The sequence below is a fragment of the Nocardioides sp. OK12 genome (assembly GCF_024341885.1).
In the GTDB taxonomy this organism is placed as follows: domain Bacteria; phylum Actinomycetota; class Actinomycetes; order Propionibacteriales; family Nocardioidaceae; genus Nocardioides; species Nocardioides marinisabuli.
This window is the reverse complement of sequence record NZ_BNET01000010.1, coordinates 67,875-93,778: the sequence shown is the minus strand read 5'-3', so window position 1 is coordinate 93,778 and position 25,904 is coordinate 67,875. Positions and strand designations below refer to the sequence as shown.

26 protein-coding genes are annotated in these 25,904 nt (G+C 73.2%); 10 read left to right on the top strand and 16 right to left on the bottom strand.

The annotated features are described in order from the left end of the window. Positions 1-78: 78 nt before the first annotated feature. Positions 79-846, bottom strand: coding sequence for a sigma-70 family RNA polymerase sigma factor (locus OCU29_RS19620; protein ID WP_261821242.1), 768 nt, complete (start codon positions 844-846; stop codon positions 79-81). Between the two features lie 124 nt (positions 847-970). Beyond that, positions 971-1,516 (bottom strand): Dps family protein, encoded by a 546-nt coding sequence (locus OCU29_RS19615; protein WP_179613967.1) that lies wholly within the window; start codon positions 1,514-1,516, stop codon positions 971-973. A gap of 77 nt (positions 1,517-1,593) precedes the next feature. Between OCU29_RS19615 and OCU29_RS19610 the strand changes: the two genes are divergently transcribed. Further along, on the top strand, positions 1,594-2,019 hold the full coding sequence (locus OCU29_RS19610; RefSeq protein WP_261821241.1) for a CoA-binding protein: 426 nt from the start codon (positions 1,594-1,596) through the stop codon (positions 2,017-2,019). Here OCU29_RS19610 and OCU29_RS19605 read toward each other — a convergent pair. From OCU29_RS19605 to OCU29_RS19575, 7 genes are all read right to left on the bottom strand, one after another. After that, positions 1,997-3,157, bottom strand: coding sequence for a heparan-alpha-glucosaminide N-acetyltransferase domain-containing protein (locus OCU29_RS19605; RefSeq protein WP_261821240.1), 1,161 nt, complete (start codon positions 3,155-3,157; stop codon positions 1,997-1,999). The two genes, OCU29_RS19610 and OCU29_RS19605, sit on opposite strands and share 23 nt — an antisense overlap. A 20-nt stretch (positions 3,158-3,177) precedes the next feature. Then, a complete protein-coding gene (gene purE / locus OCU29_RS19600) occupies positions 3,178-3,723 on the bottom strand; it encodes a 5-(carboxyamino)imidazole ribonucleotide mutase (RefSeq protein ID WP_261821239.1) in 546 nt (181 codons plus the stop codon). 1 nt (position 3,724) lies between these two features. After that, a complete protein-coding gene (locus OCU29_RS19595) occupies positions 3,725-4,831 on the bottom strand; it encodes a 5-(carboxyamino)imidazole ribonucleotide synthase (RefSeq protein ID WP_370463689.1) in 1,107 nt (368 codons plus the stop codon). A gap of 111 nt (positions 4,832-4,942) precedes the next feature. Then, positions 4,943-5,254, bottom strand: a complete 312-nt coding sequence (locus OCU29_RS19590) for a winged helix-turn-helix domain-containing protein (protein ID WP_179613972.1) — start codon at positions 5,252-5,254, stop codon at positions 4,943-4,945. A 221-nt stretch (positions 5,255-5,475) separates the two neighbouring features. Further along, on the bottom strand, positions 5,476-6,483 hold the full coding sequence (locus OCU29_RS19585; protein WP_179613973.1) for an adenylate/guanylate cyclase domain-containing protein: 1,008 nt from the start codon (positions 6,481-6,483) through the stop codon (positions 5,476-5,478). Beyond that, positions 6,480-6,983: a PH domain-containing protein gene (locus tag OCU29_RS19580; protein WP_179613974.1), complete on the bottom strand. Its 504-nt coding sequence runs from the start codon at positions 6,981-6,983 to the stop codon at positions 6,480-6,482. The genes OCU29_RS19585 and OCU29_RS19580 overlap by 4 nt, the downstream gene beginning before the upstream one ends. Before the next feature lie 8 nt (positions 6,984-6,991). Beyond that, positions 6,992-7,813, bottom strand: a complete 822-nt coding sequence (locus OCU29_RS19575) for a biotin--[acetyl-CoA-carboxylase] ligase (protein ID WP_261821237.1) — start codon at positions 7,811-7,813, stop codon at positions 6,992-6,994. A gap of 69 nt (positions 7,814-7,882) precedes the next feature. On the opposite strand from OCU29_RS19575, the gene OCU29_RS19570 reads away from it, so the two are divergent. The 4 genes from OCU29_RS19570 to OCU29_RS19555 all read left to right on the top strand — a co-directional run bounded on the left by OCU29_RS19570 (position 7,883) and on the right by OCU29_RS19555 (position 12,056). Further along, on the top strand, positions 7,883-9,502 hold the full coding sequence (locus tag OCU29_RS19570) for an acyl-CoA carboxylase subunit beta (protein ID WP_179613975.1): 1,620 nt from the start codon (positions 7,883-7,885) through the stop codon (positions 9,500-9,502). Further along, entirely contained in the window at positions 9,499-9,747 is a 249-nt protein-coding gene (locus OCU29_RS19565; protein WP_261821236.1) for an acyl-CoA carboxylase epsilon subunit, read from the top strand. Before OCU29_RS19570 ends, OCU29_RS19565 begins: the two co-directional genes overlap by 4 nt. A 102-nt stretch (positions 9,748-9,849) precedes the next feature. Then, the gene (locus OCU29_RS19560; protein ID WP_261821235.1) at positions 9,850-11,334 is read left to right on the top strand and encodes a glycosyltransferase; all 1,485 of its coding nucleotides are present in this window, start codon (positions 9,850-9,852) and stop codon (positions 11,332-11,334) included. Then, the gene (locus OCU29_RS19555) at positions 11,331-12,056 is read left to right on the top strand and encodes a hypothetical protein (protein WP_261821234.1); all 726 of its coding nucleotides are present in this window, start codon (positions 11,331-11,333) and stop codon (positions 12,054-12,056) included. The genes OCU29_RS19560 and OCU29_RS19555 overlap by 4 nt, the downstream gene beginning before the upstream one ends. Before the next feature lie 22 nt (positions 12,057-12,078). Here the strand turns inward: OCU29_RS19555 and OCU29_RS19550 are convergent, their stop codons facing one another. After that, complete coding sequence (locus tag OCU29_RS19550; protein WP_261821233.1) at positions 12,079-13,077, bottom strand: response regulator transcription factor; 999 nt, start codon at positions 13,075-13,077, stop codon at positions 12,079-12,081. Between the two features lie 53 nt (positions 13,078-13,130). Further along, the gene (locus OCU29_RS19545) at positions 13,131-14,108 is read right to left on the bottom strand and encodes a glycoside hydrolase family 6 protein (protein WP_261821232.1); all 978 of its coding nucleotides are present in this window, start codon (positions 14,106-14,108) and stop codon (positions 13,131-13,133) included. Positions 14,109-14,145: 37 nt separating this feature from the next. Here OCU29_RS19545 and OCU29_RS19540 point away from each other — a divergent pair, with 37 nt between their 5' ends. Continuing rightward, positions 14,146-14,763 carry a nucleoside triphosphate pyrophosphatase gene (locus tag OCU29_RS19540; RefSeq protein WP_261821231.1) on the top strand — a complete coding sequence of 206 codons (618 nt, stop codon included), beginning with the start codon at positions 14,146-14,148 and terminating at the stop codon, positions 14,761-14,763. On the opposite strand, the gene OCU29_RS19535 is transcribed toward OCU29_RS19540, so the two are convergent. The 4 genes from OCU29_RS19535 to OCU29_RS19520 are packed head-to-tail and all read right to left on the bottom strand — an operon-like array spanning position 14,687 to position 18,041. Beyond that, complete coding sequence (locus OCU29_RS19535; RefSeq protein WP_179613981.1) at positions 14,687-15,274, bottom strand: GtrA family protein; 588 nt, start codon at positions 15,272-15,274, stop codon at positions 14,687-14,689. The genes OCU29_RS19540 and OCU29_RS19535 overlap by 77 nt on opposite strands. 21 nt (positions 15,275-15,295) lie before the next feature. Beyond that, positions 15,296-16,477 carry an acyl-CoA dehydrogenase family protein gene (locus OCU29_RS19530; RefSeq protein WP_179613982.1) on the bottom strand — a complete coding sequence of 394 codons (1,182 nt, stop codon included), beginning with the start codon at positions 16,475-16,477 and terminating at the stop codon, positions 15,296-15,298. A 32-nt stretch (positions 16,478-16,509) separates the two neighbouring features. After that, a complete protein-coding gene (locus OCU29_RS19525) occupies positions 16,510-16,647 on the bottom strand; it encodes a hypothetical protein (protein WP_179613983.1) in 138 nt (45 codons plus the stop codon). Next, entirely contained in the window at positions 16,644-18,041 is a 1,398-nt protein-coding gene (locus tag OCU29_RS19520; protein WP_261821230.1) for an OFA family MFS transporter, read from the bottom strand. The genes OCU29_RS19525 and OCU29_RS19520 overlap by 4 nt, the downstream gene beginning before the upstream one ends. Positions 18,042-18,206: 165 nt before the next feature. On the opposite strand from OCU29_RS19520, the gene OCU29_RS19515 reads away from it, so the two are divergent. Genes OCU29_RS19515 through OCU29_RS19500 form a run of 4 tightly spaced genes read left to right on the top strand, consistent with a single transcriptional unit; the run spans position 18,207 to position 25,369 of the window. Continuing rightward, positions 18,207-19,997, top strand: a complete 1,791-nt coding sequence (locus OCU29_RS19515) for a biotin carboxylase N-terminal domain-containing protein (RefSeq protein ID WP_179613985.1) — start codon at positions 18,207-18,209, stop codon at positions 19,995-19,997. Between the two features lie 56 nt (positions 19,998-20,053). Further along, positions 20,054-20,485, top strand: a complete 432-nt coding sequence (locus tag OCU29_RS19510; protein ID WP_179613986.1) for a PH domain-containing protein — start codon at positions 20,054-20,056, stop codon at positions 20,483-20,485. A 10-nt stretch (positions 20,486-20,495) separates the two neighbouring features. Then, complete coding sequence (locus tag OCU29_RS19505) at positions 20,496-21,938, top strand: PH domain-containing protein (protein WP_261821229.1); 1,443 nt, start codon at positions 20,496-20,498, stop codon at positions 21,936-21,938. Between the two features lie 44 nt (positions 21,939-21,982). Then, entirely contained in the window at positions 21,983-25,369 is a 3,387-nt protein-coding gene (locus OCU29_RS19500; RefSeq protein ID WP_261821228.1) for a pyruvate carboxylase, read from the top strand. A gap of 3 nt (positions 25,370-25,372) precedes the next feature. On the opposite strand, the gene OCU29_RS19495 is transcribed toward OCU29_RS19500, so the two are convergent. Then, positions 25,373-25,900, bottom strand: coding sequence for a helix-turn-helix domain-containing protein (locus OCU29_RS19495; protein ID WP_258017071.1), 528 nt, complete (start codon positions 25,898-25,900; stop codon positions 25,373-25,375). Positions 25,901-25,904: the final 4 nt, after the last annotated feature.

Sequence of the window (25,904 nt, the reverse complement as noted above, 5' to 3'; positions counted from 1 at the left end):
CAACCACCACCGGCCCCACTCAGCGATCGGCAAGGCGACACCCATCACCAGGTTGGACAACCTGGCTGGACATCACAGCTAGGCGGCCGCGTCGGCCAGCTGTCGTCGCAGCCGCACCAGCAGCCCGCTGAGCAGCCGCGAGACCTGCTCCTGCGAGAGCCCGACGGCCGCGCCGATCTCGGCCTGGGTGGCGTGCTCGAAGTAGCGCATCCGCACCATCGTCAGCTCCCGCTCGTCGAGGTCGCGCAGCAGCGGGGCGAGCGCGACCCGTGCCTCCGCACTCGCGAACGCCGGGTCGGGCCCGCCCATGCGCGCGGTGGGCGGCTCCTCCCCCGGCCCGTCGCCGGCGGCGTCGAGGGAGACCGGCGCGAAGCACCCCGTGGCGCGCAGCGAGTCGGTGACCATCGACAGCGGTACGTCGAGCGCGACGGCGATCTCGCTGTGCCGGGGCGCGCGTCCCAGCTCCTGGAACAGCCGCGACTCCGCGCGGGCGACCCGGGCCTGCAGCTCCTGGACCGCCCGGGGTGGCCGCACGGCCCAGCCGGCGTCGCGGAAGTGGCGCCGGATCTCCCCGCGCAGCGTGGGCACCGCGAAGCCGAGGAAGTCCTCGCCGAGGGTGGGGTCGAAGGCCCGCACGGCCTTGACCAGGCCGAGGCTGGCGACCTGGTCGAGATCGTCGTCGGCGATGCCCCGGCCGCGGTAGCGCCGGGCGATCTCGAGCGCGACGGGCAGGTTGACCCGCACCACCTCGTTCTCGTAGTGCGCCCGCACCTCGCCGTCGGTGACCCGGGCCCGCAGCAGCAGGCGTGCGGTCTCGACGCGCCGTCGCGAGTCGCCCACGCCCATGTCCCGATCGTGGCAGAGCCGCACCGCCCGCCGCAGCAGCTCCGCGGAAATGCGGCGGGGGCCGCGCCCCCCGCCCGCACCCTCGAGGGGTGCGGGCGCCGCCGGATGGTGCAGGAGGGGAGGGTCAGCCGGCCGACTGCGCGGCGTCCTTCTCCGACGTCGCGCCCTCGGTCGAGAGGTTGCCGCCCTTGTCCTCGAGGTGGGCCCGGATGAACCAGTGGAACAGCTCGAGCTTGTCGGTCTGCCCGATGAACATGTCCTCGGTGACCGGGTCGAGCTCGCCGAGCTCCTTGATCCCGTCGCGGTAGCTGCTGATCACGCCCTGGTAGACGAGGTCGAGCGCGCCGAGGTGCTCCTGGGTGGTGCCGCGACCCAGGGAGTACTCCTCCCAGGTGCGGTTCTCGACGATCGAGCCGGGGGTGCCCTTCGGCGAGCCACCCATGGTGGCGATCCGCTCGGCGATCTCGTCGGCGAACCCGCGCACGGCCTCGACCTGGGGGTCGATCATCTCGTGCACGGCGATGAAGTGCGGGCCGACGACGTTCCAGTGCACGTGCTTGAGGGTCAGGTGCAGGTCGTTGGCGGCGTGCAGCCGGTCCTGGAGCAGCGCGATCACGCGCTCCGAGTCGGCGTCGGACATGCCGGGGACGGTGTACTTGATGTTGGCCATGCGACCGAACCTAACGGGCGCCCCGGGGCCACCCACCACCCTTCGGGATGGGCCCGGTCGCGACCTAGGCTCGGGCCATGACCCGCAGCTGGCAGGACCCCGCCTGGGTGGAGATGATGCTCGAGGAGTGCTCGACGTGGGCGGTGGTGGGCCTCTCCGGCGACCCGGGCCGGACGGCGTACTCCATCGCCTCGCTGCTGCAGGACCGCGGCAAGCGGGTCGTCCCGGTGCACCCGGCGGCCGACCGCGAGGGCGGGCTCGAGGTGCTCGGCGAGCGCGCCTACGCGACCCTGTCCGACATCCCGTTCCCCGTCGACGTCGTCGACGTCTTCCGCCGCTCCGAGGCTGCCGGGCCCTTCGCCGACGAGGCGGTGCGCATCGGCGCGCGCGGGGTGTGGTTCCAGCTCGGTGTCGTCGACGAGGCCGCCTTCGAGCGCACCACCGCGGCGGGGGTCGCGATGGTGATGGACACCTGCCCGGCTATCGAGTGGCGCCGGCGCTGAGCCGGGCGACGGCCGCCTCGAGCGGGCCGCGGCGCCCCGTCGCGACGAGCAGCGCGCCGGCCCCCAGCACCACGACGTACTGCACCACGGTGCCCGCCGAGGAGTCCGGCGGCCACAGCAGGTCGGAGGTCATCAGGACGTGCAGGCTGTAGAGGCTCAGCGTCGCGGCGCCGGCACCGGAGGCCACGGCCACCGCCCGCACCGCCCCGGGCTCCAGCAGCCGCACCAGCAGCAGGCACAGGCCCACCACCAGCAGCGAGCTGCCGATGGTCTGGGCGAGGTCGAAGGGTGTCGTGGAGTGCGGGGCCACCACCAGCAGCCACTGCCACGGCCCGTCGACCGGGGTCTGGCCGTAGAGCCCGCCCTCGACGAGCTCGCGCAGCTGCCGGTCCGCGGCCTCGGTGCCCCGGCGCGCCACGACCCGCGGCAGCAGGGCCGAGAGCACGTCCGCGCGAGCGGTCAGCGCGTGGGAGACCCAGGTCGTGGCCACGGCCAGACCCCCTCCCGCCACGGCCAGCAGCAGCAGGGTGCGCCGGCGCAGCGCGGCGAGGTCGAGCCGGCCCAGGGCGAGGCCGACCAGCAGGTAGGCGAACCACGACGCCATCGGGTAGTAGCCGGTGAACAGCAGCTCCGAGACCAGCCGACCGGGCTCGGCGAGCTGCTCGAAGGAGGGGCTGGCGTAGCCGCGGGGCGGCAGCTCGGGGCGCACCACCTGGGCCAGCACCGGCCCGAGCACCACCCAGGCCGCGGCCAGCAGCGCCAGCGAGCGCGCCCCCAGCCCGACCACGAGCAGCCCCATCAGCAGCAGCAGCCCGTAGTGGGTCAGGATCACCGCGATCCCGGAGTCCACCTCACCCAGGGCCAGCCCGACCAGCGCCACGAGCAGGGCCCGCACGGCCAGACCCGCTGAGCGCGTGGCCCGGGCCCGGCCCCGCAGCGGCCGGGTGCGACCCGTCATCAGCGCCAGGCTCAGACCGGCGAGCACCGCGAAGAGCGCCGAGGCACGGCCGGAGAAGAGCCAGGCCGAGGTGCTCAGCGCCCCGTCGGGGTCGCGCTGCGCGAGCAGGTGGGTGGCCATCATGGCCAGCAGCGCCAGGCAGCGCGCCAGGTCGACGCCGACCAGGCGGCCCGGCCGCACCGCCCCGCCCAGGACCCCGCTCAGAACCCGACGCGGGGCGCGGTGCCCCCGGCCTCGCGGCGCACCACCTCGCCCTTGGCGTGGGCGGCCTCGCGCAGCGTCTCCTGGAAGGCCGACATCCGCTCCTGCAGCGCCGGGTCGGTGGCGGCCAGCACCCGCACCGCGAGCAGCCCGGCGTTGCGGGCTCCCCCCACCGCGACGGTGGCGACCGGCACGCCGGCCGGCATCTGCACGATCGAGAGCAGCGAGTCCATGCCGTCGAGGTACTTCAGCGGCACCGGGACCCCGATGACCGGCAGCGGGGTGACCGCGGCCAGCATGCCGGGCAGGTGCGCCGCGCCGCCGGCGCCGGCGATGATCACCGAGAGCCCCCGGCCGGCGGCCTCGCGGCCGTAGTCGATCATCTCCTGCGGCATCCGGTGCGCGGAGACGACGTCGGCCTCGTGGGCCACCCCGAACTCCTCGAGGGCCTCCGCGGCGGCCCGCATCACGGGCCAGTCGGAGTCGGAGCCCATCACGATCCCCACCCGGGGGGTCGCAGCGGTCGGGGCGTCGGGGCTGGTCATCTCACTCGCTCTCGTCACCGAGGTCGCCGCGGAACCAGGCGGCGGCGTGCCGCGCGCGCTCCAGGCAGTCCTCGAGGTCGTCGCCGTAGGCGTTGACGTGGCCGACCTTGCGACCGGGTCGCAGGTCCTTGCCGTACAGGTGCACCCGCAGGTGCGGGTCGCGGGCCATCGCGTGCGGGAACCCGTCGTAGAGGCGCCCGACGTCGGGACGCTCGCCGCCGAGGATGTTGACCATCACCGTCCACCGCGCCCGGGGGGCGGGCGAGCCCAGCGGCAGGTCCATCACCGCGCGCAGGTGGTTCTCGAACTGGGAGGTGACGGCGCCGTCCTGGGTCCAGTGCCCGGTGTTGTGCGGGCGCATCGCCAGCTCGTTGACCAGGATGCGGCCGTCGGTGGTCTCGAAGAGCTCCACCGCCAGGACGCCGATGACATCGAGCTCGCCGGCGACGCGCAGCGCGATCGCCTGCGCCTGCCCGGCGAGGTCCTCGTCGAGGTCGGGCGCCGGGGCGACCACCTCGTGGCAGATCCCGTCGAGCTGGGTCGAGGCCACCACGGGGTACGCCGCGGCCTGGCCGCTGGGCGAGCGCGCCACGAGCGCGGAGAGCTCGCGGCGGAAGTCGACGAGCTCCTCGGCGAGCAGCCGCACCCCGGCCTGCTCCGCGGCGCGGAACGGCTCGGCGCAGCCGTCGGCGTCGCGCACCACCCACACGCCCTTGCCGTCGTAGCCGCCGCGGGTGGTCTTGAGCACGCACGGGAAGCCGAAGTCCTCGACCGCGGCGACGTCGTCGACGACCGCGTGGCGGGGGCAGGGCACGCCGAGCGCGGTGAGCCGCTCGCGCATCACGGCCTTGTCCTGCGCGTGCACCAGGGCCCCCGGGCCCGGGCGGACGGCGACCCCGTCGGCCTCGAGGGCGTGCAGGTGCTCGGTGGGCACGTGCTCGTGGTCGAAGGTGACCACGGGGCAGCCGGCGGTGACCCGGCGCAGCGTCTCGAGGTCGCGGTGGTCGCCGACCTCGTGGTCGACGATGACCTGGGCGGCCGAGACGCCGGGCGCCTCGGCCAGCAGCCGCAGCGGCAGGCCCAGCGCGATGGCCGGCTGGGCCATCATCCGGGCGAGCTGTCCCCCGCCGATGACGGCCAGGGTGGGCGCCGAGGTCGGGGCGGGCGTGGTCGATGCAGGGTCGGGCACGACCAGCAGCCTAGGAGGTGCGGCTGCGGATCAGGCCGCCGGGCCGACCTTCTCGAAGCGCAGGCCCTTGCCCCGGATCGTGGTGATCAGGTGCGGGTTGCGGCTGTCGTCGCCCAGCTTGCGCCGCACCCAGCCCAGGTGGACGTCGATCGTCTTGGAGCTGGTCCAGAACGAGGTGTGCCACACGTCGCGCATCAGCTCCTCGCGGGTGACGATGTCGCCGGCTCGGGCGATGAGGGCGTGCACCAGGTCGAACTCCTTGCGCGACAGGTTGATCTCGTCGCCGGCGCGCCAGGCTCGTCGGGTGTCGGGGTCGAGGCTGATCTCCTGAACATTGATCACGCATCGATCCTAGGAAGGGAAAGGACCGATCGGTAGTGAATGGGAGAAAATGACACTGGCATTTTCATGACAATCGCCACGCCGACGATACTTTTACCCCCACCGGGCGCGGCAGGTAAAGGACAGGGGCCGTGACGCAACCCCTCCAGATCCACAGATCGGTAACAACGGCGGGCTCCCAGGGCACTCCCAGGCGGTTCCCAGCCGCCTCCCAGCAGGCCTCAGTGCCGGCGTACGGCGACCGGCTCGACGATGCCGAACCCGCGCACCGGGCGCGCGGCCATCCGCCGGGTCTCGAACTGGTCCTCGGGCAGCAGCCGCGCCGTCGCCTCGTCGGTGATGATGCGGTTGCGGCGCGCCACGTTGGTCAGCCGCGCGGCCATGTTGACCGGCGGGCCGAAGACGTCACCGAGCCGCAGCACCACCGAGCCGGTGGCCAGGCCCACCCGCACGTCGGGCATCCGGGGGTCGCGGCCGACCACGTTGATGATGCCCTCGGCGGTGTCGTAGGCGGCCAACGGGTCGTCGTTGACGAAGAGCACCGAGTCGCCGATGCTCTTGATGACCCGGCCCCGCTGGGTGGCCACCACGTCGGCGCAGCGCATCTCGAAGAGCTCGACGAGGTCGCCGATGCGCTCCTCGGTGAGGGTGTTGGACAGGGCGGTGAACCCGACGATGTCGGCGAAGCCGACGCTGAGCTCGACGGTGTGCAGGTCCTCGTCGTCGGCGGCCAGTGCCTCGATGCGCGCCGCGGCCGCGGCCAGGTGGCGCCGCCAGGCGTAGATCAGCAGCTCCTCGAAGGGCTCGCTGAGCTCGTCGACCAGCTGGAGCGCGGACCCGACCCTCGAGCCCGGCAGCCCCGCCCGGCCCGCGTCGCCGTCGTGGTGGAGCTGCTCGACGCGCTGGACCAGCGCGGTGACCTCCCACTCGGCGAGCCGGGCCATGGTCTGGCCCAGCGCCCGCGTCATGTTGACCGCCATGTCGTCGTCGAGCACGCCGGCGCTCATCACCCCGAGCAGGGTGTGGATCGCCTGCGCGTCGGAGGGCAGGTAGGCCACCACGTCGTCGGCGTGCTCGGGGAACCCCAGGGCCCGCCACAGGCGCTTGGCCTGCTCGGTGCTGATGTCGGCGGTCTGCGCGAGCTCGGTGCCGGTCAGCGACGGCGTGGCGCGCAGGATGGCGCTCTCGAGGTCGGTGTGGGTGACCCTGGCCCGCTTCTCCTCGCTCATGCGCGCTCGTCCCGCGCGGACTCCTGGTGCAGCAGGACCTGGAGGCGGCGCTGGACCTCCTCGACGTGCGGGATGTCGGGCAGCACGACCTGGCCGTGGGTGCTGGCGTCGCTGACCACCAGCGTGCCGCAGCCCAGCATCCGGTCGGTCAGGTGCAGCTCGACGGCCACGTCGCTGACCCGCGACAGCGCGATGTCGTGCCCGCGCCGGGTCAGCACGCCGGTGCGCGTGATCAGCCGCCGGTCGGTGAAGGTGTAGTGCCCGGTCAGCCACTCCAGGAACGGCCAGAGCGCGTAGCGCAGGGCACCGATCGCCACCACCGCCCACACCACCCAGGCCACGACGCGCCCGCCGTCGCCGCTGGTCTGGCGCTCCACGAAGGTCCCCAGCGCCAGCAGCACGACCAGCACCAGCAGCGGCACCAGCAGCGCCTTGGGGTGGGTGCGCGTGGAGACGACGACGTTCTCGCCCTCGTTGAGCAGGCTGCGGTTGATCGGCACGTCGCCGATCATCGCACCCGCACGTGCACCACGTCGCCCGCTGAGACCGCCACGGGCGCGCCCCCGGCCCCGACGGGCTGCACGAGCAGCCGGCCGTGGCGGTCGATGCCGACCGCGCCGCCCTCGAGCGCGTCGGCGCCGGGCAGCTCGACCCGCACGTCGAGGCCGAGCGTCACGCACGCGTCGGCGTACGCCGTGCGCAGCCGCCCCGCCGCGGCCTCGCCGCCGCCCTGCCACTCGTCGTACGACGCCCGCAGGCGCTCGAGCAGCGCCAGGAGCAGGGTGCTGCGGTCGGGCAGGTCGACCCCGCGCTCCTGGGACTCGACCAGCAGGGAGGTCGCGGTCGGCACGGGCAGCAGGTCGGCGGGGAGCCGCACGTTGAGCCCGATGCCGAGCACCGCGGCCGGGCCGGTGGGCGTCTCGACCCGCTCGACCAGGATGCCGGCGAGCTTGCGCCCCTCGACCAGCACGTCGTTGGGCCACTTCACCCCCGCCGGGTAGCCCAGCGCGCCGAGCGCGGCGCCGACGGCGTGCCCGGTCAGCAGCGGCAGCCACGGCCAGTGCTCGGCTGCGACCCGGGGGCGCAGCAGCAGCGAGAAGGTCAGCGCCGAGCGGGCCGGCGTGCTCCAGGTGCGGTCCAGGCGCCCGCGGCCGGCGGTCTGGTGCTCGGTGACGACGACGAGGCCCTCGGGGGCCCCGGCGCGCGCCCGGTCGGCGACCAGGGCGTTGGTCGAGGGCGACTGCGCCACCACCTCGACCCCTGCCCCGGCGAGGCGCTGCACGTCAAGGGGGTCGTCGAGGGGTGGGCGCTGCGGCGCGGGATCGGGCACGGGCACTACATTGACGCACCAGCAGACGCGAGGGCCAGACGGACGGGCCCAGTCAGGAGGCCGGAACACGTGAGCGCACAGCCAGGCGAGGGCACCGAGGTCCCGCAGGACATCGACCTGCACACCACGGCGGGCAAGCTCGCCGACCTGGACCGACGGCTGGACGAGGCCGTCCACGCCGGGTCGGCCAAGGCCGTCGAGAAGCAGCACGCCAAGGGACGCAAGACCGCCCGCGAGCGCATCGAGATGCTCTTCGACGAGGGCAGCTTCGTCGAGCTCGACGAGCTCGCGCGCCACCGCTCCACGGCGTTCGGGCTGGAGAAGAACCGCCCCTACGGCGACGGCGTGGTCACCGGCTACGGCACCATCGACGGGCGCCAGGTCTGCGTGTTCTCCCAGGACTTCACCGTCTTCGGCGGCTCGCTGGGCGAGGTCTACGGCGAGAAGATCACCAAGGTGATGGACCTCGCGATCAAGACCGGCTGCCCGATCATCGGCATCAACGAGGGCGCCGGCGCGCGCATCCAGGAGGGCGTCGTCTCCCTGGGCCTGTACGGCGAGATCTTCCGCCGCAACGTGCACGCCTCGGGCGTCATCCCCCAGATCTCGATGATCATGGGCAACTGCGCCGGCGGGCACGTCTACTCCCCCGCCGTCACCGACTTCACCGTCATGGTCGACCAGACCTCCGCGATGTTCATCACCGGTCCCGACGTCATCAAGACCGTCACCGGCGAGGACGTCTCCATGGAGGAGCTCGGCGGCGCGCGCACGCACAACACCAAGTCGGGCAACGCCCACTACATGGGCTCCGACGAGGAGGACGCCATCGACTACGTCAAGGCGCTGCTCTCCTACCTGCCCCAGAACAACCTCGACGAGCCGGTCGTCTACGACGAGCCGGCGGCGCTGGAGATCAGCGACGAGGACCGCGCGCTCGACACGATCATCCCCGACGGCGCGAACCAGCCCTACGACATGCACGACGTCATCGGCGCCGTGGTCGACGACGGCGAGTTCCTCGAGGTCCAGGAGCTCTTCGCCCCCAACCTGATCATCGGCTACGGCCGGGTCGAGGGCCGCCCGGTCGGCGTGGTGGCCAACCAGCCCATGCAGTTCGCCGGCACCCTCGACATCGACGCCAGCGAGAAGGCCGCGCGCTTCGTGCGGTTCTGCGACGCCTTCAACATCCCGGTGCTCACCTTCGTCGACGTGCCCGGCTTCCTGCCCGGCACCGACCAGGAGTGGAACGGCATCATCCGCCGCGGCGCCAAGCTGATCTACGCCTACTCCGAGGCCACCGTCCCGCTGGTCACCATCATCACCCGCAAGGCCTACGGCGGCGCCTACGACGTGATGGGCTCCAAGCACCTCGGCGCCGACATCAACGTCGCCTGGCCCACCGCCCAGATCGCGGTGATGGGCGCCCAGGGCGCGGCCAACATCGTGCACCGCAAGACGCTGGCCCAGGTCGAGGCCGAGGGCGGCGACGTCGAGGCGCGTCGCGCCGAGCTCATCGACGAGTACGAGACCACGCTGGCCAACCCCTACATCGCGGCCGAGCGCGGCTACATCGACGCGGTGATCCAGCCCCACGAGACCCGCACCGAGGTCGTGCGGGCGCTGCGGCTGCTGCGCTCCAAGCGCGCCAGCCTGCCGCCGAAGAAGCACGGGAACATCCCGCTGTGACGGGCGCGGTGAACGACGACCAGCAGGACGGGCAGCAGCCGGCCCGGCCCGCGCTGCGGATCCTCGACGCCTCCGCGACGCCGGAGGAGGTGGCGGCCGTGGTCGCCGTTCTCTCCGCGCTCGGGGGCGGGGAGGCCCCGGCCCCGCGGCGCCGCCGGCCCGAGTGGTCGGCGCCGGCGCGCGCCGTACGCCGCCCGCTGCCGCACGGCCCGGGGGCCTGGCGCTCCAGCGCCCTCCCGGGCTGAGCGAATCTTTGGGCAAAGCCGGGGGGACCTTGAGGTCGGCGCGGCAGACTCCTGTCCACGACGTGGCCCAGCACGGGGCCACGGACGACGGGAGATGAGCAGATGAGCGACGACCTCAGGGCCGACCAGCGGCTCGAGAACGGCCTCGGCACCGCCCACGGCTTCGTGCAGCGACCCGACCCGGGGCTCGAGGCCTACGCCGAGGACTTCCTCGGCGACCTCGACGCCATCCCCACGGTGCGTGCGACGGTCGGCTGCATCATCCCGGCCTACAACGAGGCCGAGACCATCGCCGGCGTGCTCGACTCGCTGCTGCAGCAGACCCGCCTGCCCGACGTCGTCCACCTCATCGTCAACAACACCAGCGACGACTCGGTCGAGATCGCCAGCCACTACGCCGGCCCGCACACCCGGATGACGCCGACCGGCGAGCAGAGCACCGTCATCTACGTCCACGACATCGGCAAGAACCCCGACAAGAAGGTCGGGGCGCTCAACTACGGCTACTCGCTGGTCGAGCACATGGACTTCCTGCTCGGGGTCGACGGCGACACCACCCCCGAGCCCGACGCGATCCAGCACCTCGTCGACGAGATCTCCAGCGACGACCGCATCGGGGGCATCTCGGCCATCTACTCCATCGACGACTCCGCGCTCGACGGGGTGATGTCGAAGTTCCTCATCGCCGGGCAGCGCGCGCAGTTCTCGGCCTTCAACATGCAGAACCTGCTCAAGGGCCGCAACATGGCGGTGCTGGGCGGGCAGTTCTCGATCTTCTCCACCCAGGCGCTGCGCGACGTGATGCGCGACAGCCACCAGCGCACCCCCTGGGTCAGCGACTCCGAGGTCGAGGACTCCCTGCTCTCGCTGCAGATCAAGTCGGCCGGCTACCTCACCAAGATCTCGGCCCGGGCCCGCGCCCACGTCGGCGGGATGACCACGCTGCGCTCGCTCGACGCCCAGCAGGTCAAGTGGAACTTCGGCGCCATCGACCTGATGTGGCCCGGCCAGCGCGGCGACACCAAGGGCCAGCCGTTCCACCCGAACCTGCGCCTGCGCTGGTTCGAGCACATGTCGATGGTCATCAACATGACCACGAGGTTCCTCTTCGTCGTGCTGCTGATGTGGTCGTTGCAGCTCGACGCGTTCGTCTTCAGCCCGCTGTGGCTGATCCCGCCGCTGGCCGCGGTCTGGCTGAACTTCCGGGTCGCGCACTCGATGCAGTTCCGCAACCGCCGCGACTACCTCTTCGTGCTCCTCGTCTTCCCCGCCGAGCTCTACATGATGACCCGGATGGGTCACTTCGTCCGGGCCTGGCTGAAGTTCTTCTCCAAGCAGCAGACCGACAACTGGGCGGCCCAGGCCAAGGCCGAGCGCGGCAAGGGCGTCGCCTGGACCTACCCCTTCATCGTCGTGGGCCTGCTGCTGGTGGGCCTGTACGCCGGGTGGGCCTACGGCCCGCTCGACCCGGCGACGAAGTCCGACGTGCTGGCCGCCGGCTGGCCGGTGCTCGGCGTCATCACCGTCCTGCAGACCGCATGGATGCTCATCAAGGCCAGCAAGCGCTACCGGGGGTTCAAGGCATGACGTCGCACCGCACCACACGGACCCTGCGCGCCACGGCGGCCGGGCTCGCGCTGAGCGTCGCGCTCGCGGGCTGCTCGCTGCTCGACGGCGGCTCGGAGCCGGTGGAGGCGGAGGCGCCCACCCCGAGCGCGACCGCGGACCTCTACGACTCGCAGTTCACCACCGACGGCACCTTCCAGAGCCACCTCTCCGTCGACGGCGCCCCGGGCATCGACTTCGTCTACACGCTCTACCCCACCAAGTCGACGCCGCGGACCAACGAGTGGTACCCGCGCGGCGCCAAGTTCTTCTCCTTCACCTTCCAGGCCTACGACCTCGACCGGGGCCTGCGCGACGCCTTCGCGACCAAGCGCAAGGTCTACCTCGACCGGATCAAGGTCACCTCGCGCACCATCACCAGCGACGGCGGCAGGACCCAGCGTCCCTACCAGCTCGACGTCGAGGCGCGCAGGGCCACCTTCGACCCGCAGCCGCTCAGCACGAAGTACGGCATGCTCATCACCTCGCCCAAGGGCGCCTTCGAGCTGCGCAACCAGAAGATCAAGGGCACCTCGCTCGACACCCGCGGCATCGAGCTGACCTTCACCGCGACGGTCTCGATCCAGGTCAGCGCCGGCAGCAGCCGCTTCATCGAGCGCACCGTCAAGCAGACCGTGCCGATCGCGATCTTCGAGTCGGAGGAGAAGACCGAGAAGACCGACATCCCGGTCAACGCCAACTGAACGCCAGCAGGGGCGGCGTCGCTCAGAGCGGCTCGGCCAGGCGGTAGCCGACGCCGCGCACGGTCTCGACGAAGCGCGGGTTGGTGCTGTCGTCGCCGATCTTGCGCCGCAGGTTGGCGATGTGGACCTCGACCGAGCGCTTGTCGGCCTCGTTGACGAAGTACGAGGTGACGTACTGCTGGCCCCGCATCGTCAGCACCAGGTCGGCCTTGCTGCGGACCCGGCGCCCGGTGCTGAGCAGCGAGGCGAGCAGGTCGAACTCGGTGCGGGTGAGCTCGACCCCGCTGCCGCCCACGGTCACGCTGCGCGTCTCGTTGTTGAGCGCCAGGCCGTTGAAGCGCACCCAGGACCCGTCGGCGGCAGCCCCGCCGGAGTGGGCGGGCTGGGCGGGCTGGACGGGCTGAGCGGGCTGGACCGGCTCGTAGGTCGGCTCGGGCTGGGCGGCGACGGGCACCGCGTGCAGCCGCGCCGCGTGCTGGCCCGGCTCGCGCGCCGGCGGCTCGACCGGGGCGGGCACCGGGGGTTCAGAGCTGCGCGGCGGCATCGCCTGCTCCTGCAGGTCGCGGGCCGCCTGGGCCGCCCACGACTGCGCGGGCTCGGCGGCGACCGTCGCGGGAGCGGGCGAGGAGGGGGCGGGCTGGTCGAGCCGCTCGCGCGGTCGGCGCAGCATCGAGTCGGCGCGGGCGCGCAGCTCACGGGGGCGGAACGGCTTGACCAGGTAGTCGTCGGCGCCGGCCTCGAAGCCCTGCACGACGTCGATCTCGTCGGCCAGCGCGGTGATCATGATCAGGTAGGTGTTGCTGAACTCGCGCAGCCGCTTGGCCACGGCGAAGCCGTCCATGCCGGGCATGTTGACGTCGAGGGTGGTGATCAACGGGTCGTGCTGGCGCACCGCCTCGACCCCGCTGGGCCCGTCCTCGGCCAGGATCGTGCGGAACCCGGACTGGGTCAGGACGATGTCGATGAGGTCGCGCACGTCGGGGTCGTCCTCGACGATCACCGCCGTCCAGTCCGAAGTCATGGCAGGAGACTAACAACGAGGAGGTGCCCCAGGGGGCCAGACGCCCCGCCCGGTCACCGCGCGAGACGCAGCGCCGCCTCGGGCCAGATCTCGCCGGCCGCGGGCCCGCCGCCGCAGGTGCCGTCGGACTCGCCCGGCGGCTTGATCCACAGGTAGGCGTCGAGCCCCGTCCCGTCGTCGACGAAGCCGGGACGCTGGCCCAGGGCGGCCTCCTCGGGGTTGCACCACTCCTGTGTCGACCCGTTGCCGTTGCGGCCGCGGTCGACGACCCAGTGCTGCTCGCCCGCCACGAGGTCGTCGAGGGTCTCGGCGTAGGCCCGCTCGTCCTCGTCGCGCTGGTAGTTCGACACGTTGGTGGCGAAGCCGCGCACCCGCTCGACGCCCACCGCCTCGAGCAGGCGCGCCATCGTCCGGGCGGGGATCCAGTCGGAGTGCCCGGCGTCGACGTACGTCGTCACCCCGGCCTCGGCGAGCAGCCCGACGGCGCTGCGCAGCTGCTCGACCCGCTCGTCGCGGCGCCCGCACTCCTCGGCGGTGGCCAGCGCGTCGGGCTCGAGCACGACCACCGACGGCGCCTCGGCGGCGCCGAGGGCGGTGGCGACCTCGCCCACCCAGACCGGGTACTGCTCGGGCGGCAGCCCGCCCGCCGACAGCGACGCCGCGCAGTCGCGCTCGGGCACGCCGTAGAGCACCAGCACCGGCACCTCGTCGCGCGCGTCGGCGGCGGCCACCAGCGAGGCGGCGTACGCGCCGACGGAGCCGACCGGGTGCCGCTCGGGGGTCAGCCAGATGCCCGAGGGCACCGCGGCGAGCTCCTCGAGCACCTCGGCGAGCGCCACGTCGCCGTCGGCGCGGGCCTGCGCGGCCGCGGCGACCGCGCGGGCGTCGGGGTCGACGTACTGGGACCGCTCGGCGAGGCGGTTGCGCTCCTGCGGCCCGGGCTCGGGCTGGGTGAGCACCACGACCAGCGCCACCGCCGCGACGAGGCCGAGGGCCGCGACGCCGAGCAGGAGGAGACGGGGCGCGGGCACGGCGCCAGTCTGCCAAGGGGTCGTAGGGTGGCGCACCGTGACCTCCCCCTCCCCCGTGCTCGTGCTCGCCTCCGCCTCCCCCGCCCGCCTCGCCACCCTGCGCAGCGCTGGCATCGAGCCGGTGGTGGTCGTCTCGGGGGTCGACGAGTCCCAGGTGGGCGACCTGGCACCAGTCGAGGTGGCCGGCGCCCTGGCCCGCCTCAAGGCCGAGGCCGTGGTCGGCCGCGACGAGGTGCCGGCCGGCGCGCTGGTGCTGGGCTGCGACTCGGTGCTCGAGCTCGACGGCCGGGCGCTCGGCAAGCCCGGGGACCCCGAGGAGGCCGTCGCCCGGTGGCGGGCGATGCGGGGCCGCAGCGGCGTGCTGCACAGCGGGCACAGCCTGCACGACACCGCGACCGGCCGGGCGGTCGCGGCAACGGTCTCGACGACCGTGCACTTCGCCGACGTGGGCGACGACGAGATCGCGGCCTACGTCGCCACCGGCGAGCCGCTGCACGTCGCCGGCGCCTTCACCATCGACGGCCTGGGCGGCGCGTTCGTCACCGGCATCGAGGGCGACCACCACAACGTGGTGGGCCTCAGCCTGCCCCGCCTGCGGCTGATGGTGGCCGAGCTGGGCCACTCGTGGACGGGTCTCTGGACGGCTGCCCGCTGACGGGTTCGCTGACGGGTGCGCCCGGGTCGACCGGGAAGCGCCGCTCCGCGGGGTAGATGTCGCCGAGGTTGATGGGGCGACGGAAGACCAGGGCGCGGAAGAGCCAGAAGCGGGCGGCCACACCGAGGGCCAGCCCGATGACGTTGGCCGCCACGTTGTCGCTGACGGGGTCGTCGAGGCCCAGCACGTCACGGCTGACGTAGAGGCACAGCACCGGCAGCGTCATCGTGGCGACGTTGATGGCCACGAACGCCGAGCGCCCGCCGTCGGCGTGCCGCGGCGGGCGGTCGCGGAAGGCCCACATCCGGGTGCCGCGGTAGCTGATGACCATGCCGACGGTGTTGGCCAGCACGTAGGCCAGGATCGGTCGGTCGTCGAGCAGCGCGCGGTCACCGGTGTTGAACCCGTGGACCAGCAGGTTGAAGAGCACCAGGGCCACGACCGTGGCCAGGCCGCCGACCGCCAGGAACCGCCCGGCCTCGCCCAGGAGGCGCTGCCGGCGGTGACCCATGCCCGGCAGGCTATCGCCCACCTACTCGACCGGCAGGCCCAGACCCCGGGCGATCAGCATCCGCTGGACCTCCGAGGTGCCCTCCCCGACCTCGAGGACCTTGGCGTCGCGGTAGAAGCGCGCGACCGGGTACTCCTCCATGAAGCCGTAGCCGCCGAAGACCTGGGTGGCGATGCGGGTGGCGGTCACGGCCGACTCGGTGGAGTAGACCTTGGCGACCGCGGCCGCCTGCTTGAACTGCTGGTACGGCGCCCCGGCGTCCTTGAGCGCCGCCGCGCGGTAGGTCAGCATCCGGCTGGCGTGCAGCATCACCTCGAGGTCGGCGATCTGGAAGGCCACGCCCTGCTTGCGCCCGATCGGGCCGCCGAAGGTCTGGCGCTCGCCGGCGTAGGCCAGGCTCATGTCGAGGCAGGCCTGGATGCAGCCGACCGAGAGCGCCGAGATCGCGACCCGGCCGTCGTCGAGGGTCGCGAGGAACTGCGCGTAGCCGCGGCCCTGCTGGCCCAGCAGGTTCTCGGCCGGCACCCGGCACGACTCGAAGCTGAGCGGGTGGGTGTCGGAGGCGTGCCAGCCGAGCTTGTCGTAGGCCTTCTCGGCGGTGAAGCCGGGCGTGCCGGCCGGCACCATGATCGCGGAGATCTCGGGGCGGCCGTCCTCGCGGGTGCCGGTGCGGGCGGTGACGGTGACCAGCGAGGTGATCTCGGAGCCGGAGTTGGTGATGAACTGCTTCGAGCCGTCGATGACCCACTCGCCGCCGTCGAGCGCCGCCTTGGTGCGGGTGGCCCCCGCGTCGGAGCCGGCGCCGGGCTCGGTCAGCCCGAAGCCGGCCAGCCGCTCACCGGCGACCAGGTCGGGCAGCCACTGCTTCTTCTGCTCCTCGGTGCCGTAGGTGAGCACCGGGTTGATGCCCAGGCCGACCGCGGCCTGCAGGGTGATGCCCATCGACTGGTCGACGCGACCGATCTCCTCGATGGCCACGCACAGGCTGGTGAAGTCGCCGTCCTCGCCGGCACCGCCGTACTCCTCGGGGGCGGTGAGCCCGAAGAGGCCCAGCGCGCCCATCTTGCGCACCACGTCGACCGGGAAGTGGTGCTCGCGGTCCCACTGCGCGGCGTGGGGCGCGATCTCGGCGGCGGCGAACTCGCGCACGCTGGCGCGGAACTCCTCGTGCTCGCGGGACAGCTCGAAAGCGGTGCTCGTCATGTGAGCCATGCTACCCACGCGGTTAACGTTTGTTAACCCGAGAAGAGGTTGGCCGCCCGGCGCAGGGTCTCCACGAGCCCGTAGGCCAGCGGGACGCCCACCAGGGTCCAGGCCGCCGCGATCCGCACGGTGTGGCTCTCGGTCTGCTGCTCGGTGCCCTCGGCGCTCATGCGTTGCTCCCCTCCAGCTCGTCGGACGTGCCGGTCTCCGGCTCGTGGTACTTCTCGGCGACCGGCCGGATCATCAGGTTGGCCACGAAGCCCACGACCAGCACCCCGACCATGGTCAGCAGGGCAGGGCGGTAGTCGCCCGAGACCAGCTTGCCCGGCTCGCCCTGCGCGTCCAGGAACGCGTTGACGATCAGCGGCCCGGCCACGCCGGCGGCCGCCCACGCGGTCAGCAGCCGGCCGTGGATCGCGCCGACCTCGAAGGTGCCGAAGAGGTCGCGCAGGTAGGCCGGGACGGTGGCGAACCCGCCGCCGTAGAAGCTGATGATGATGCCGGCCAGCGCCACGAAGAGCACCGTCGAGGTCGACCCGCCCAGGGCCAGCGCCAGGTAGAGGACGATGCCGACGCCGAGGTAGATCATGTAGATGGGCTTGCGACCGAGGTGGTCGGAGGTCGAGGACCACACGAAGCGCCCGGCCATGTTGCAGATCGACAGCACCCCGACGAAGCCACCGGCCGCGGCCGCGCTGATCGCGGAGGTGCCGCCCTCGCGGAAGAAGTCCTGGATCATCGGCGAGGCCTGCTCGAGGATGCCGATGCCGGCCGTGACGTTGCAGAAGAGCACGGTCCACAGCAGCCAGAACTGCGGGGTGCGGATCGCGTTGTTCGCCGAGACCGAGGCGTCGGTGACCATCTTCTTCTGCTTCGACTCCGAGGGGTCGAAGCCCTCGGGCGCCCAGTCGTCGGCGGGGACCCGCACGATGAGGGCGCCGAAGAGCATGAAGGCCAGGTAGACCAGGCCCAGCGTCACGAACAGCGCCGCGACCGCTCCCCCGGAGGCCACCGACCCGGGGTCGGAGGAGTCGTAGGCGGAGTCGTAGAGGGCCATCAGCCGGCCGCTGAGCGGGCTGGCGACCATCGCGCCGCCGCCGAAGCCCATGATCGCCATGCCGGTGGCCAGGCCCGGCCGGTCCGGGAACCACTTGATCAGGGTCGAGACCGGGGAGATGTAGCCGATGCCCAGGCCGATGCCGCCCAGCACGCCGTACCCGAGGTAGACCAGCCACAGCTGGTCGGTGCTGATGCCCAGGGCCGCGACCAGGAAGCCCGAGGACCAGAACACCGCGGCGGTGGCCATCGCCGCCCGCGGGCCGTTGCGGTCGACCCAGGTGCCGAAGAGCGCCGCCGAGAGCCCGAGCATCACGATGGCGAGCGAGAACACGAAGCCGACCCGCGTGAGCGTGGTGTCGAAGTGGGCGACCAGTGCGCTCTTGTAGACGCTGGTGGCGTACACCTGCCCGATCGAGAGGTGCACGGCCAGCGCCGCGGGTGGGATCAGCCACCGCGAGTAGCCGGGGCGGGCGACGGTGCGCTCGCGGGAGAGGACTGCCAGCACGTGGACCTCCGAGGGGGATGAGGACGGACACCCCGTGTGTACCCCCCGGGCAGTGGTGCGCATCACACCCCTGGGAAGGCTGTCCAGCACGCGAGGCCCCCCACGCGACGCCGGCGGCTACCCCTAGACTCCGCAGCACCGAGCCGTCGTGAGTCAGGAGCCAGGGTGTCGCAAGTCAAGCCGTTGCAGAAGGTCCTCATCGCCAACCGGGGCGAGATCGCGGTCCGGGTCATCCGGGCCTGCAAGGACGCCGGCATCGGCAGCGTCGCGGTGTACGCCGAGCCCGACCGCGACGCCATCTTCGTGCGGATGGCCGACGAGGCCCACTCGCTGGGCGGCGCGACCCCCGCCGACTCCTACCTCGACATCGCCAAGATCATCGCGGTGGCCGAGAAGTCGGGCGCCGACTCGGTGCACCCCGGCTACGGCTTCCTCGCCGAGAACGCCGAGTTCGCCCAGGCCGTCATGGACGCCGGGCTGACCTGGATCGGCCCGCCCCCGGCGGCCATCGAGGCCCTCGGCGACAAGGCCAAGGCCAAGCACATCGCCGACAAGGCCAAGGCCCCCCTGGCCCCCGGCACCAAGGACCCCGTCGCCGACGCCGACGAGGTCGTCGCCTTCGCGAAGGCCGAGGGCCTGCCGGTCGCCATCAAGGCGGTCTTCGGCGGCGGCGGGCGCGGCCTCAAGGTCGCGCGCACCCTCGAGGAGATCCCCGACGCCTTCGAGTCCGCGGTCCGCGAGGCGGTCAGCGCCTTCGGCCGCGGCGAGTGCCTGGTCGAGAAGTTCCTCGACAAGCCGCGCCACGTCGAGACCCAGTGCCTGGCCGACAAGCACGGCAACGTCGTGGTCGTCTCCACCCGCGACTGCTCGCTGCAGCGGCGCAACCAGAAGCTCGTCGAGGAGGCCCCCGCGCCGTTCCTCTCCGAGGAGCAGCTCGCCGAGCTCTACGACTCCTCCAAGCGGATCCTGCGCGAGGCCGGGTACTACGGCGCCGGCACCTGCGAGTTCCTGGTCGCCCAGGACGGCACCATCTCCTTCCTCGAGGTCAACACCCGCCTCCAGGTCGAGCACTGCGTCTCCGAGGAGGTCACCGGCATCGACCTGGTGCGCGAGATGTTCCGCATCGCCGCCGGCGAGGAGCTCGGCTACGACGACCCCGAGATCCGCGGGCACTCGATCGAGTTCCGCATCAACGCCGAGGACGGCGGCCGCAACTTCATGCCGGCCCCCGGCACCCTGTCGGCCTGGACCCCGCCCCAGGGTCCCGGCGTGCGCGTCGACGGCGGCTACGAGAACGGCCAGACCGTCCCCGGCTCCTTCGACTCCCTCATCGCCAAGCTCATCGTCACCGGCCGCGACCGCACCCAGGCCATCGAGCGCTCGCGCCGGGCGCTGGAGGAGTTCGTGGTCGACGGCATGCCGACGGTCATCCCCTTCCACCGCGCGGTGCTCAACGACCCGGCGTACGTCGGCGCCTCGAACCCGAGCGGCGAGGGCTCCTTCGAGGTCTACACGCAGTGGATCGAGACCGAGTTCGACAACCAGATCGAGCCCTACTCGGGCGACTCGGCCGAGGCCGAGGAGGCCGGCGAGCGCCAGACCGTGGTCGTCGAGGTCGGCGGCAAGCGGCTCGAGGTCGTCGTGCCTGCCGGGCTGGGCGGGATCGGCGGCGGCGGTGGCGCCGCCACGGCCAAGAAGCCCAAGCGCGCCCAGGGCAAGAAGGCCGGTGCGGCCGCCAGCGGCGACGCCGTGACCAGCCCCATGCAGGGCACCGTCGTCAAGGTCGTCGTCGAGGAGGGCCAGGAGGTCGCCGAGGGCGAGACCGTCGTGGTCATCGAGGCGATGAAGATGGAGCAGCCCCTCAAGGCGCACAAGGCCGGCACCGTCACCGGCCTCAAGGCCGAGGTCGGCGCGACCGTCACCAACGGCGAGGTCATCTGCGAGCTGAAGGACTGATCGCCACGACCGGCCTGCGCCCGCCCCGGCACCAGGTGCACCCCCGGGCGCGCACGATGTGGCTCACCAGCGCGGCGCTCGAGAGCGCCGCGCTGGTGGTCCTCGTGCTGGTGCTCGGCCCGGTGCTCGGTCTCTTCGACCTGCGCTGGTGGATGCTGGCGCCGCTGGTGCTGCTCGACGTCGCGTACGTCGCCGTGGTGCCCGCGTGGCGCTACCGGGTGCACCGCTGGGAGGTCACCGACACGGCGGTCTACACCCAGACCGGGTGGTGGTCGCGGGAGCGACGGATCGCTCCGATGTCGCGCATCCAGACCGTCGACTGGAACCAGGGCCCGGTCGAGCGCCTCTTCGGGCTCGCGAACGTCACCGTGACGACGGCCTCGGCCGCCGGCGCCCTGTCGGTGGCCGGCCTCGACCGCCGCACCGCCGAGGAGCTGGTCGCCGAGCTGACCGTGAAGGCCGACGCGGTCGCCGGGGACGCGACGTGAGCGAGGACGGGTGAGCGAGGACTGGCAGCGCCTGGACCGGCGGATGCTGCTGGTCCACCCGGTGCGCGAGCTGCTGCGCTTCCTGCCGGTCCTCATCGGCGTGGTCGCCTTCGGCTCCGCCTCGAGCGGCGGCCTCGGGCTGCGCTGGGAGCTGCTGGGCGTCCTGGTGCCGGTGGTGCTGGGCGTGCTGCGCTGGCTGACCACCTCCTACCGGGTCCACGAGGGCCGCGTGGAGCTGCGCCGCGGGCTCCTGCAGCGCCACCTGCTCGCCGCCCGGATCGACCGGGTGCGCACCGTCGACACCTCCGCCTCGCTCATCCAGCAGGTGCTCGACCTGGCCACGGTGCGCATCGGCACCGGCGCCAGCGAGGCCGACCTGGACCTCGACGGGCTGCGAGCCGGGCCCGCCCGTGAGCTGCGCGCTCAGCTGCTGCGCGAGAGCTCGGCGACGCCGGCCCCGGAGGACGAGCCGCACGAGACCGACGCGGGGTCCCCGCCGAGCCACGCGGTCCCGGTGCTGCGCCTCGACCCGACCTGGGCGCGCTACGCGCCGCTGACCAGCACCGGCCTGGCCATCGCCGGCGCCCTGCTGGCGGGCCTGAGCCAGCTGCCCCTGCGCCTGGACGTCAGCGACCTGGCGGTGGCCGGCCTGGCCCTGGCCGGCCTCCTGCTGGTGGGGCTGGCGGTGGTGGTCTCGGCGCTGGCCGTCGGCGGCTACCTGCTCACCAACTGGGGGCTGACCCTCACCCACGAGCACGGCACCTGGCACCTGCGCCGTGGCCTGACCACGACCCGCGAGACCAGCGTCGACGACGCCCGGCTGGCCGGGGTCTCCCTGGCCCAGCCGGTCAACCTCCGGCTGGCCGGCGCCGCCCGGCTCTCCAGCATCGTGACCGGCCTCGACGGTGACGGGCAGACCCAGATGGAGCTGGTGCCACCGGCCCCGCGCAGGGTCGTCGAGGGGGTGGCCGGGCAGGTGCTCGGCGACCCGGCGCCGGTCACCGGCGCCCTCGTCGGGCACGGGCCGGCCGCGGTGCGCCGCCGCTGGGTACGGGCGCTCGCGCCGGCGCTGCTGGTGTCGCTGGCGGCGGTGGTGCTGCTCGCGCGCACTGACCTGGGCGCCTGGCTGCTGGCGGTCGCGGTGCTGGCGCCCGTCGCCGGCGCGGCGCTCGCCCTGGACCGCTCGCGCACCCTGGGCCATGCCCTGGTCGGGGGTCGCCTGGTCGCCCGCAGCGGCAGCCTGACCTGTCGCCGCGACGTGCTCGGGGTCGAGCACGTGATCGGCTGGACCCTCGAGGACTCGTGGTTCCAGCGCCGGGCCGGGCTGACCACGCTCGTGGCCACCACCGCCGGCGGCCGGCAGCGGGTCGTGGTGCCCGACGTGCCCGAGGACGAGGCGCTGCGGGTCGCGGCCGGGGCCACCCCCGACCTGCTGGCGCAGTTCCTGGGCTGAGACGACCCCACCACGGCACGCCGGACCTGGGTAGGTTGCGGTGCATGTTTACCAAGGTGCTGGTGGCCAACCGTGGTGAGATCGCCGTCCGCGCGTTCCGCGCGGCCTACGAGCTCGGGGCGCGCACCGTCGCGGTCTTCCCCCACGAGGACCGCTGGTCCGAGCACCGGCTGAAGGCCGACGAGGCCTACGAGATCGGCGAGCGCGGCCACCCGGTGCGCGCCTACCTCGACCCGCAGGCGATCGTCGACGTCGCGGTGCGGGCCGGGGCCGACGCGGTCTACCCCGGCTACGGCTTCCTCTCCGAGAACCCCGGCCTCGCCGAGGCCTGCGCCGCCGCGGGCATCACCTTCGTGGGCCCGACCAGCGAGGTCCTCGAGCTGACCGGCAACAAGGCGCGGGCGATCGCCGCGGCCAAGGCCGCCGGCGTACCGACCCTGGCCTCGGTCGAGCCGTCCACCGACGTCGACGCCCTCGTGGCCGCCGCCGAGGAGCTGCCCTACCCGCTGTTCGTCAAGGCGGTCGCCGGCGGCGGCGGGCGTGGCATGCGCCGCGTCGACGACCCGGCGCTGCTGCGCGAGGCGGTCGAGACCTGCATGCGCGAGGGCGAGGGCGCCTTCGGCGACCCCACCGTCTTCATCGAGCAGGCCGTCGTGGAGCCCCGCCACATCGAGGTGCAGATCCTTGCCGACGGCTCCGGCGAGGTGATGCACCTCTTCGAGCGCGACTGCTCGGTGCAGCGTCGCCACCAGAAGGTCGTCGAGATCGCCCCGGCCCCCAACCTCTCCCCCGAGCTGCGGGAGCGGATGTGCGCCGACGCGGTGCGCTTCGCCCGCGAGATCGGCTACCGCAACGCCGGCACCGTGGAGTTCCTCCTCGACCCCGACGGCAACTACGTCTTCATCGAGATGAACCCGCGCATCCAGGTCGAGCACACCGTGACCGAGGAGGTCACCGACGTCGACCTCGTGCAGGCCCAGCTGCGCATCGCCTCCGGCGAGACCCTGGCCGACCTCGGCCTCTCCCAGGACACCCTGGTGCTGCGCGGCGCCGCCCTGCAGTGCCGCATCACCACCGAGGACCCCGCCAACGGCTTCCGCCCCGACACCGGGCAGATCACCACCTACCGCTCCCCCGGCGGCGGCGGGGTGCGCCTCGACGGCGGCACCGTCTACACCGGCGCCGAGGTCTCGGCCCACTTCGACTCGATGCTGGCCAAGCTCACCTGCCGCGGGCACACCTTCGACAAGGCCGTCGAGAAGGCCCGCCGGGCGGTCGCGGAGTTCCGCATCCGCGGCGTGGCCACCAACATCCCGTTCCTCCAGGCCGTGCTCGACGACCCCGACTTCGCCGCCGGGCGCGTGACCACCTCCTTCATCGAGACCCACCCCGAGCTGCTCTCGGCGCGCGGCTCGGGCGACCGCGGCACCAAGCTGCTGACCTACCTGGCCGAGGTGACGGTCAACCAGCCGCACGGCCCCGCGCCGGTCAGCCTGGACCCCGCCACCAAGCTGCCCCCGACCGACCTCGCGGTGCCGGCGCCCGACGGCAGCCGCCAGGCGCTGCTGCGCCTGGGCCCCGAGGGCTTCGCGCGGGCGCTGCGCGAGCAGCGCGACGTCGCCGTCACCGACACCACCTTCCGCGACGCCCACCAGTCGCTGCTGGCCACCCGGGTGCGCACCCGCGACCTGCTCACCGTCGCCCCCCACGTCGCCCGCACCACCCCCGAGCTGTGGTCGCTGGAGTGCTGGGGCGGGGCGACGTACGACGTCGCGCTGCGCTTCCTCTCCGAGGACCCCTGGGAGCGCCTGGCCCAGCTGCGCCAGGCGGTGCCCAACGTGTGCCTGCAGATGCTGCTGCGCGGGCGCAACACCGTCGGCTACACCCCCTACCCGACCTCGGTCACCGACGCGTTCGTCGCCGAGGCGGCCGCCACCGGGCTCGACGTGTTCCGCATCTTCGACGCCCTCAACGACGTCGAGCAGATGCGCCCCGCGATCGACGCGGTGCGCGCGACCGGCACCGCCGTCGCCGAGGTGGCGCTCTGCTACACCGGTGACCTCTCCGACCCCGGCGAGCAGCTCTACACCCTCGACTACTACCTGCGCCTGGCCGAGCGGATCGTCGACGCCGGCGCCCACGTGCTGGCGATCAAGGACATGGCGGGCCTGCTGCGCGCCCCCGCCGCCCGCACCCTGGTCACCGCCCTGCGCGAGCGCTTCGACCTGCCGGTGCACCTGCACACCCACGACACCACCGGGGGCCAGCTCGCCACGCTGACCGCGGCGATCGAGGCGGGGGTCGACGCCGTCGACGCCGCGACCGCCTCGATGGCCGGCACCACCTCGCAGCCCTCCCTGTCGGCGCTGGTGGCGGCCACCGACCACTCCGAGCGCCCCACCGGCCTCTCGCTGGCCGCGGTCAACGCGCTGGAGCCCTACTGGGAGGCCACCCGTCGCGTCTACGCCCCGTTCGAGTCGGGCCTCAGCGCGCCGACCGGGCGGGTCTACCGCCACGAGATCCCCGGTGGGCAGCTCTCCAACCTGCGCCAGCAGGCCATCGCGCTGGGCCTGGGCGAGAAGTTCGAGCAGGTCGAGGACATGTACGCCGCCGCCAACGACATCCTCGGCAACCTGCCCAAGGTGACCCCGAGCTCCAAGGTCATCGGCGACCTCGCGCTGTCGCTGGTCGGCCTGGGCGCCGACCCCGCCGAGTTCGCGGCCGACCCCGGCTCCTACGACATCCCCGACTCGGTGATCGGCTTCCTCAACGGCGAGCTCGGGGACCCGCCGGGCGGCTGGCCCGAGCCGTTCCGCACCCGCGCGCTCGAGGGCCGCTCGTGGACCCCCGCGGCCGAGGAGCTGGCCCCCGAGGACGCCGAGCGCCTCGCGGGCTCCTCCGCCCAGCGCCGCCGCGCGCTCAACGAGCTGCTCTTCCCCGGCCCGACGAAGAGCTACCTCGAGGCGTGCGAGACCTACGGCGACGTGTCGGTGCTCTCGACCCGCGACTACCTCTACGGGCTGCGCCAGGGCGAGGAGCACGAGGTCGCCATCGACGAGGGCAAGACGCTGCTGATGGGCGTGCAGTCGATCAGCGAGCCCGACGAGCGCGGCTACCGCACGGTGATGGCGCTGCTCAACGGCCAGATGCGCCCGGTCAGCGTGCGTGACACCTCCGTGGCCTCCGAGGTGGCCGCAGCCGAGAAGGCCGACCCCTCCGAGCCCGGCCAGGTGGCCGCCCCCTTCCAGGGCGTGGTGACCGTCGTGGTCGAGAAGGGCCAGCAGGTGGCCGCCGGCGAGACGCTCGCGACGATCGAGGCGATGAAGATGGAGGCGGCCATCACCGCCCCCGTGGCCGGCACCGTCGAGCGGGTCGCGCTGCCCGGCACCCAGGCCGTCGAGGGCGGCGACCTGGTGGTCGTGCTCGGCTGAGCCTCAGCCGGGCGTGCGGATCACGTCGACGCCGCTGAACCCCTCGGGGCCGCCGGTGTAGGCGTGCGCCACGTCGGCCGCCCACGCGTGGTGCTCGCCCGGCCCCAGCTCGACGACGGTGCCCCCGACGTCGAGGCGGCAGCGGCCGGTCAGCACGACGAGCTGCTCGTGGGCGCCGGTGGCGTGCGCGGGCGAGCGCCGGGTGCGCCCGGGGGCGACCTGCACCAGGTAGACCTCCGTCGTGTGCCCGGCCTCCCGCACCAGGTGCAGCCGGCGGGCGCTGAGCGCCTCGTCGGCGGCCCCGGCCCCGTCGTGGTCCTCGAGCAGGGCGGCGAGCGGCACGCCGAGCGGGCCGGCGACGGCGTACAGGGTCTCGAGCGTGGGGTTGCGGCGACCGGCCTCGAGCTCGGAGAGCGTGCCCTTGCCGATCTCGGCGGCGGCCGCCAGCGCGCTGAGCGAGAGACCGCGCTCGGTGCGCAGCATCCGGATGCGGGCGCCGGCCGAGGCGCCGGCGTCGTAGGATCGTTCCACAAAC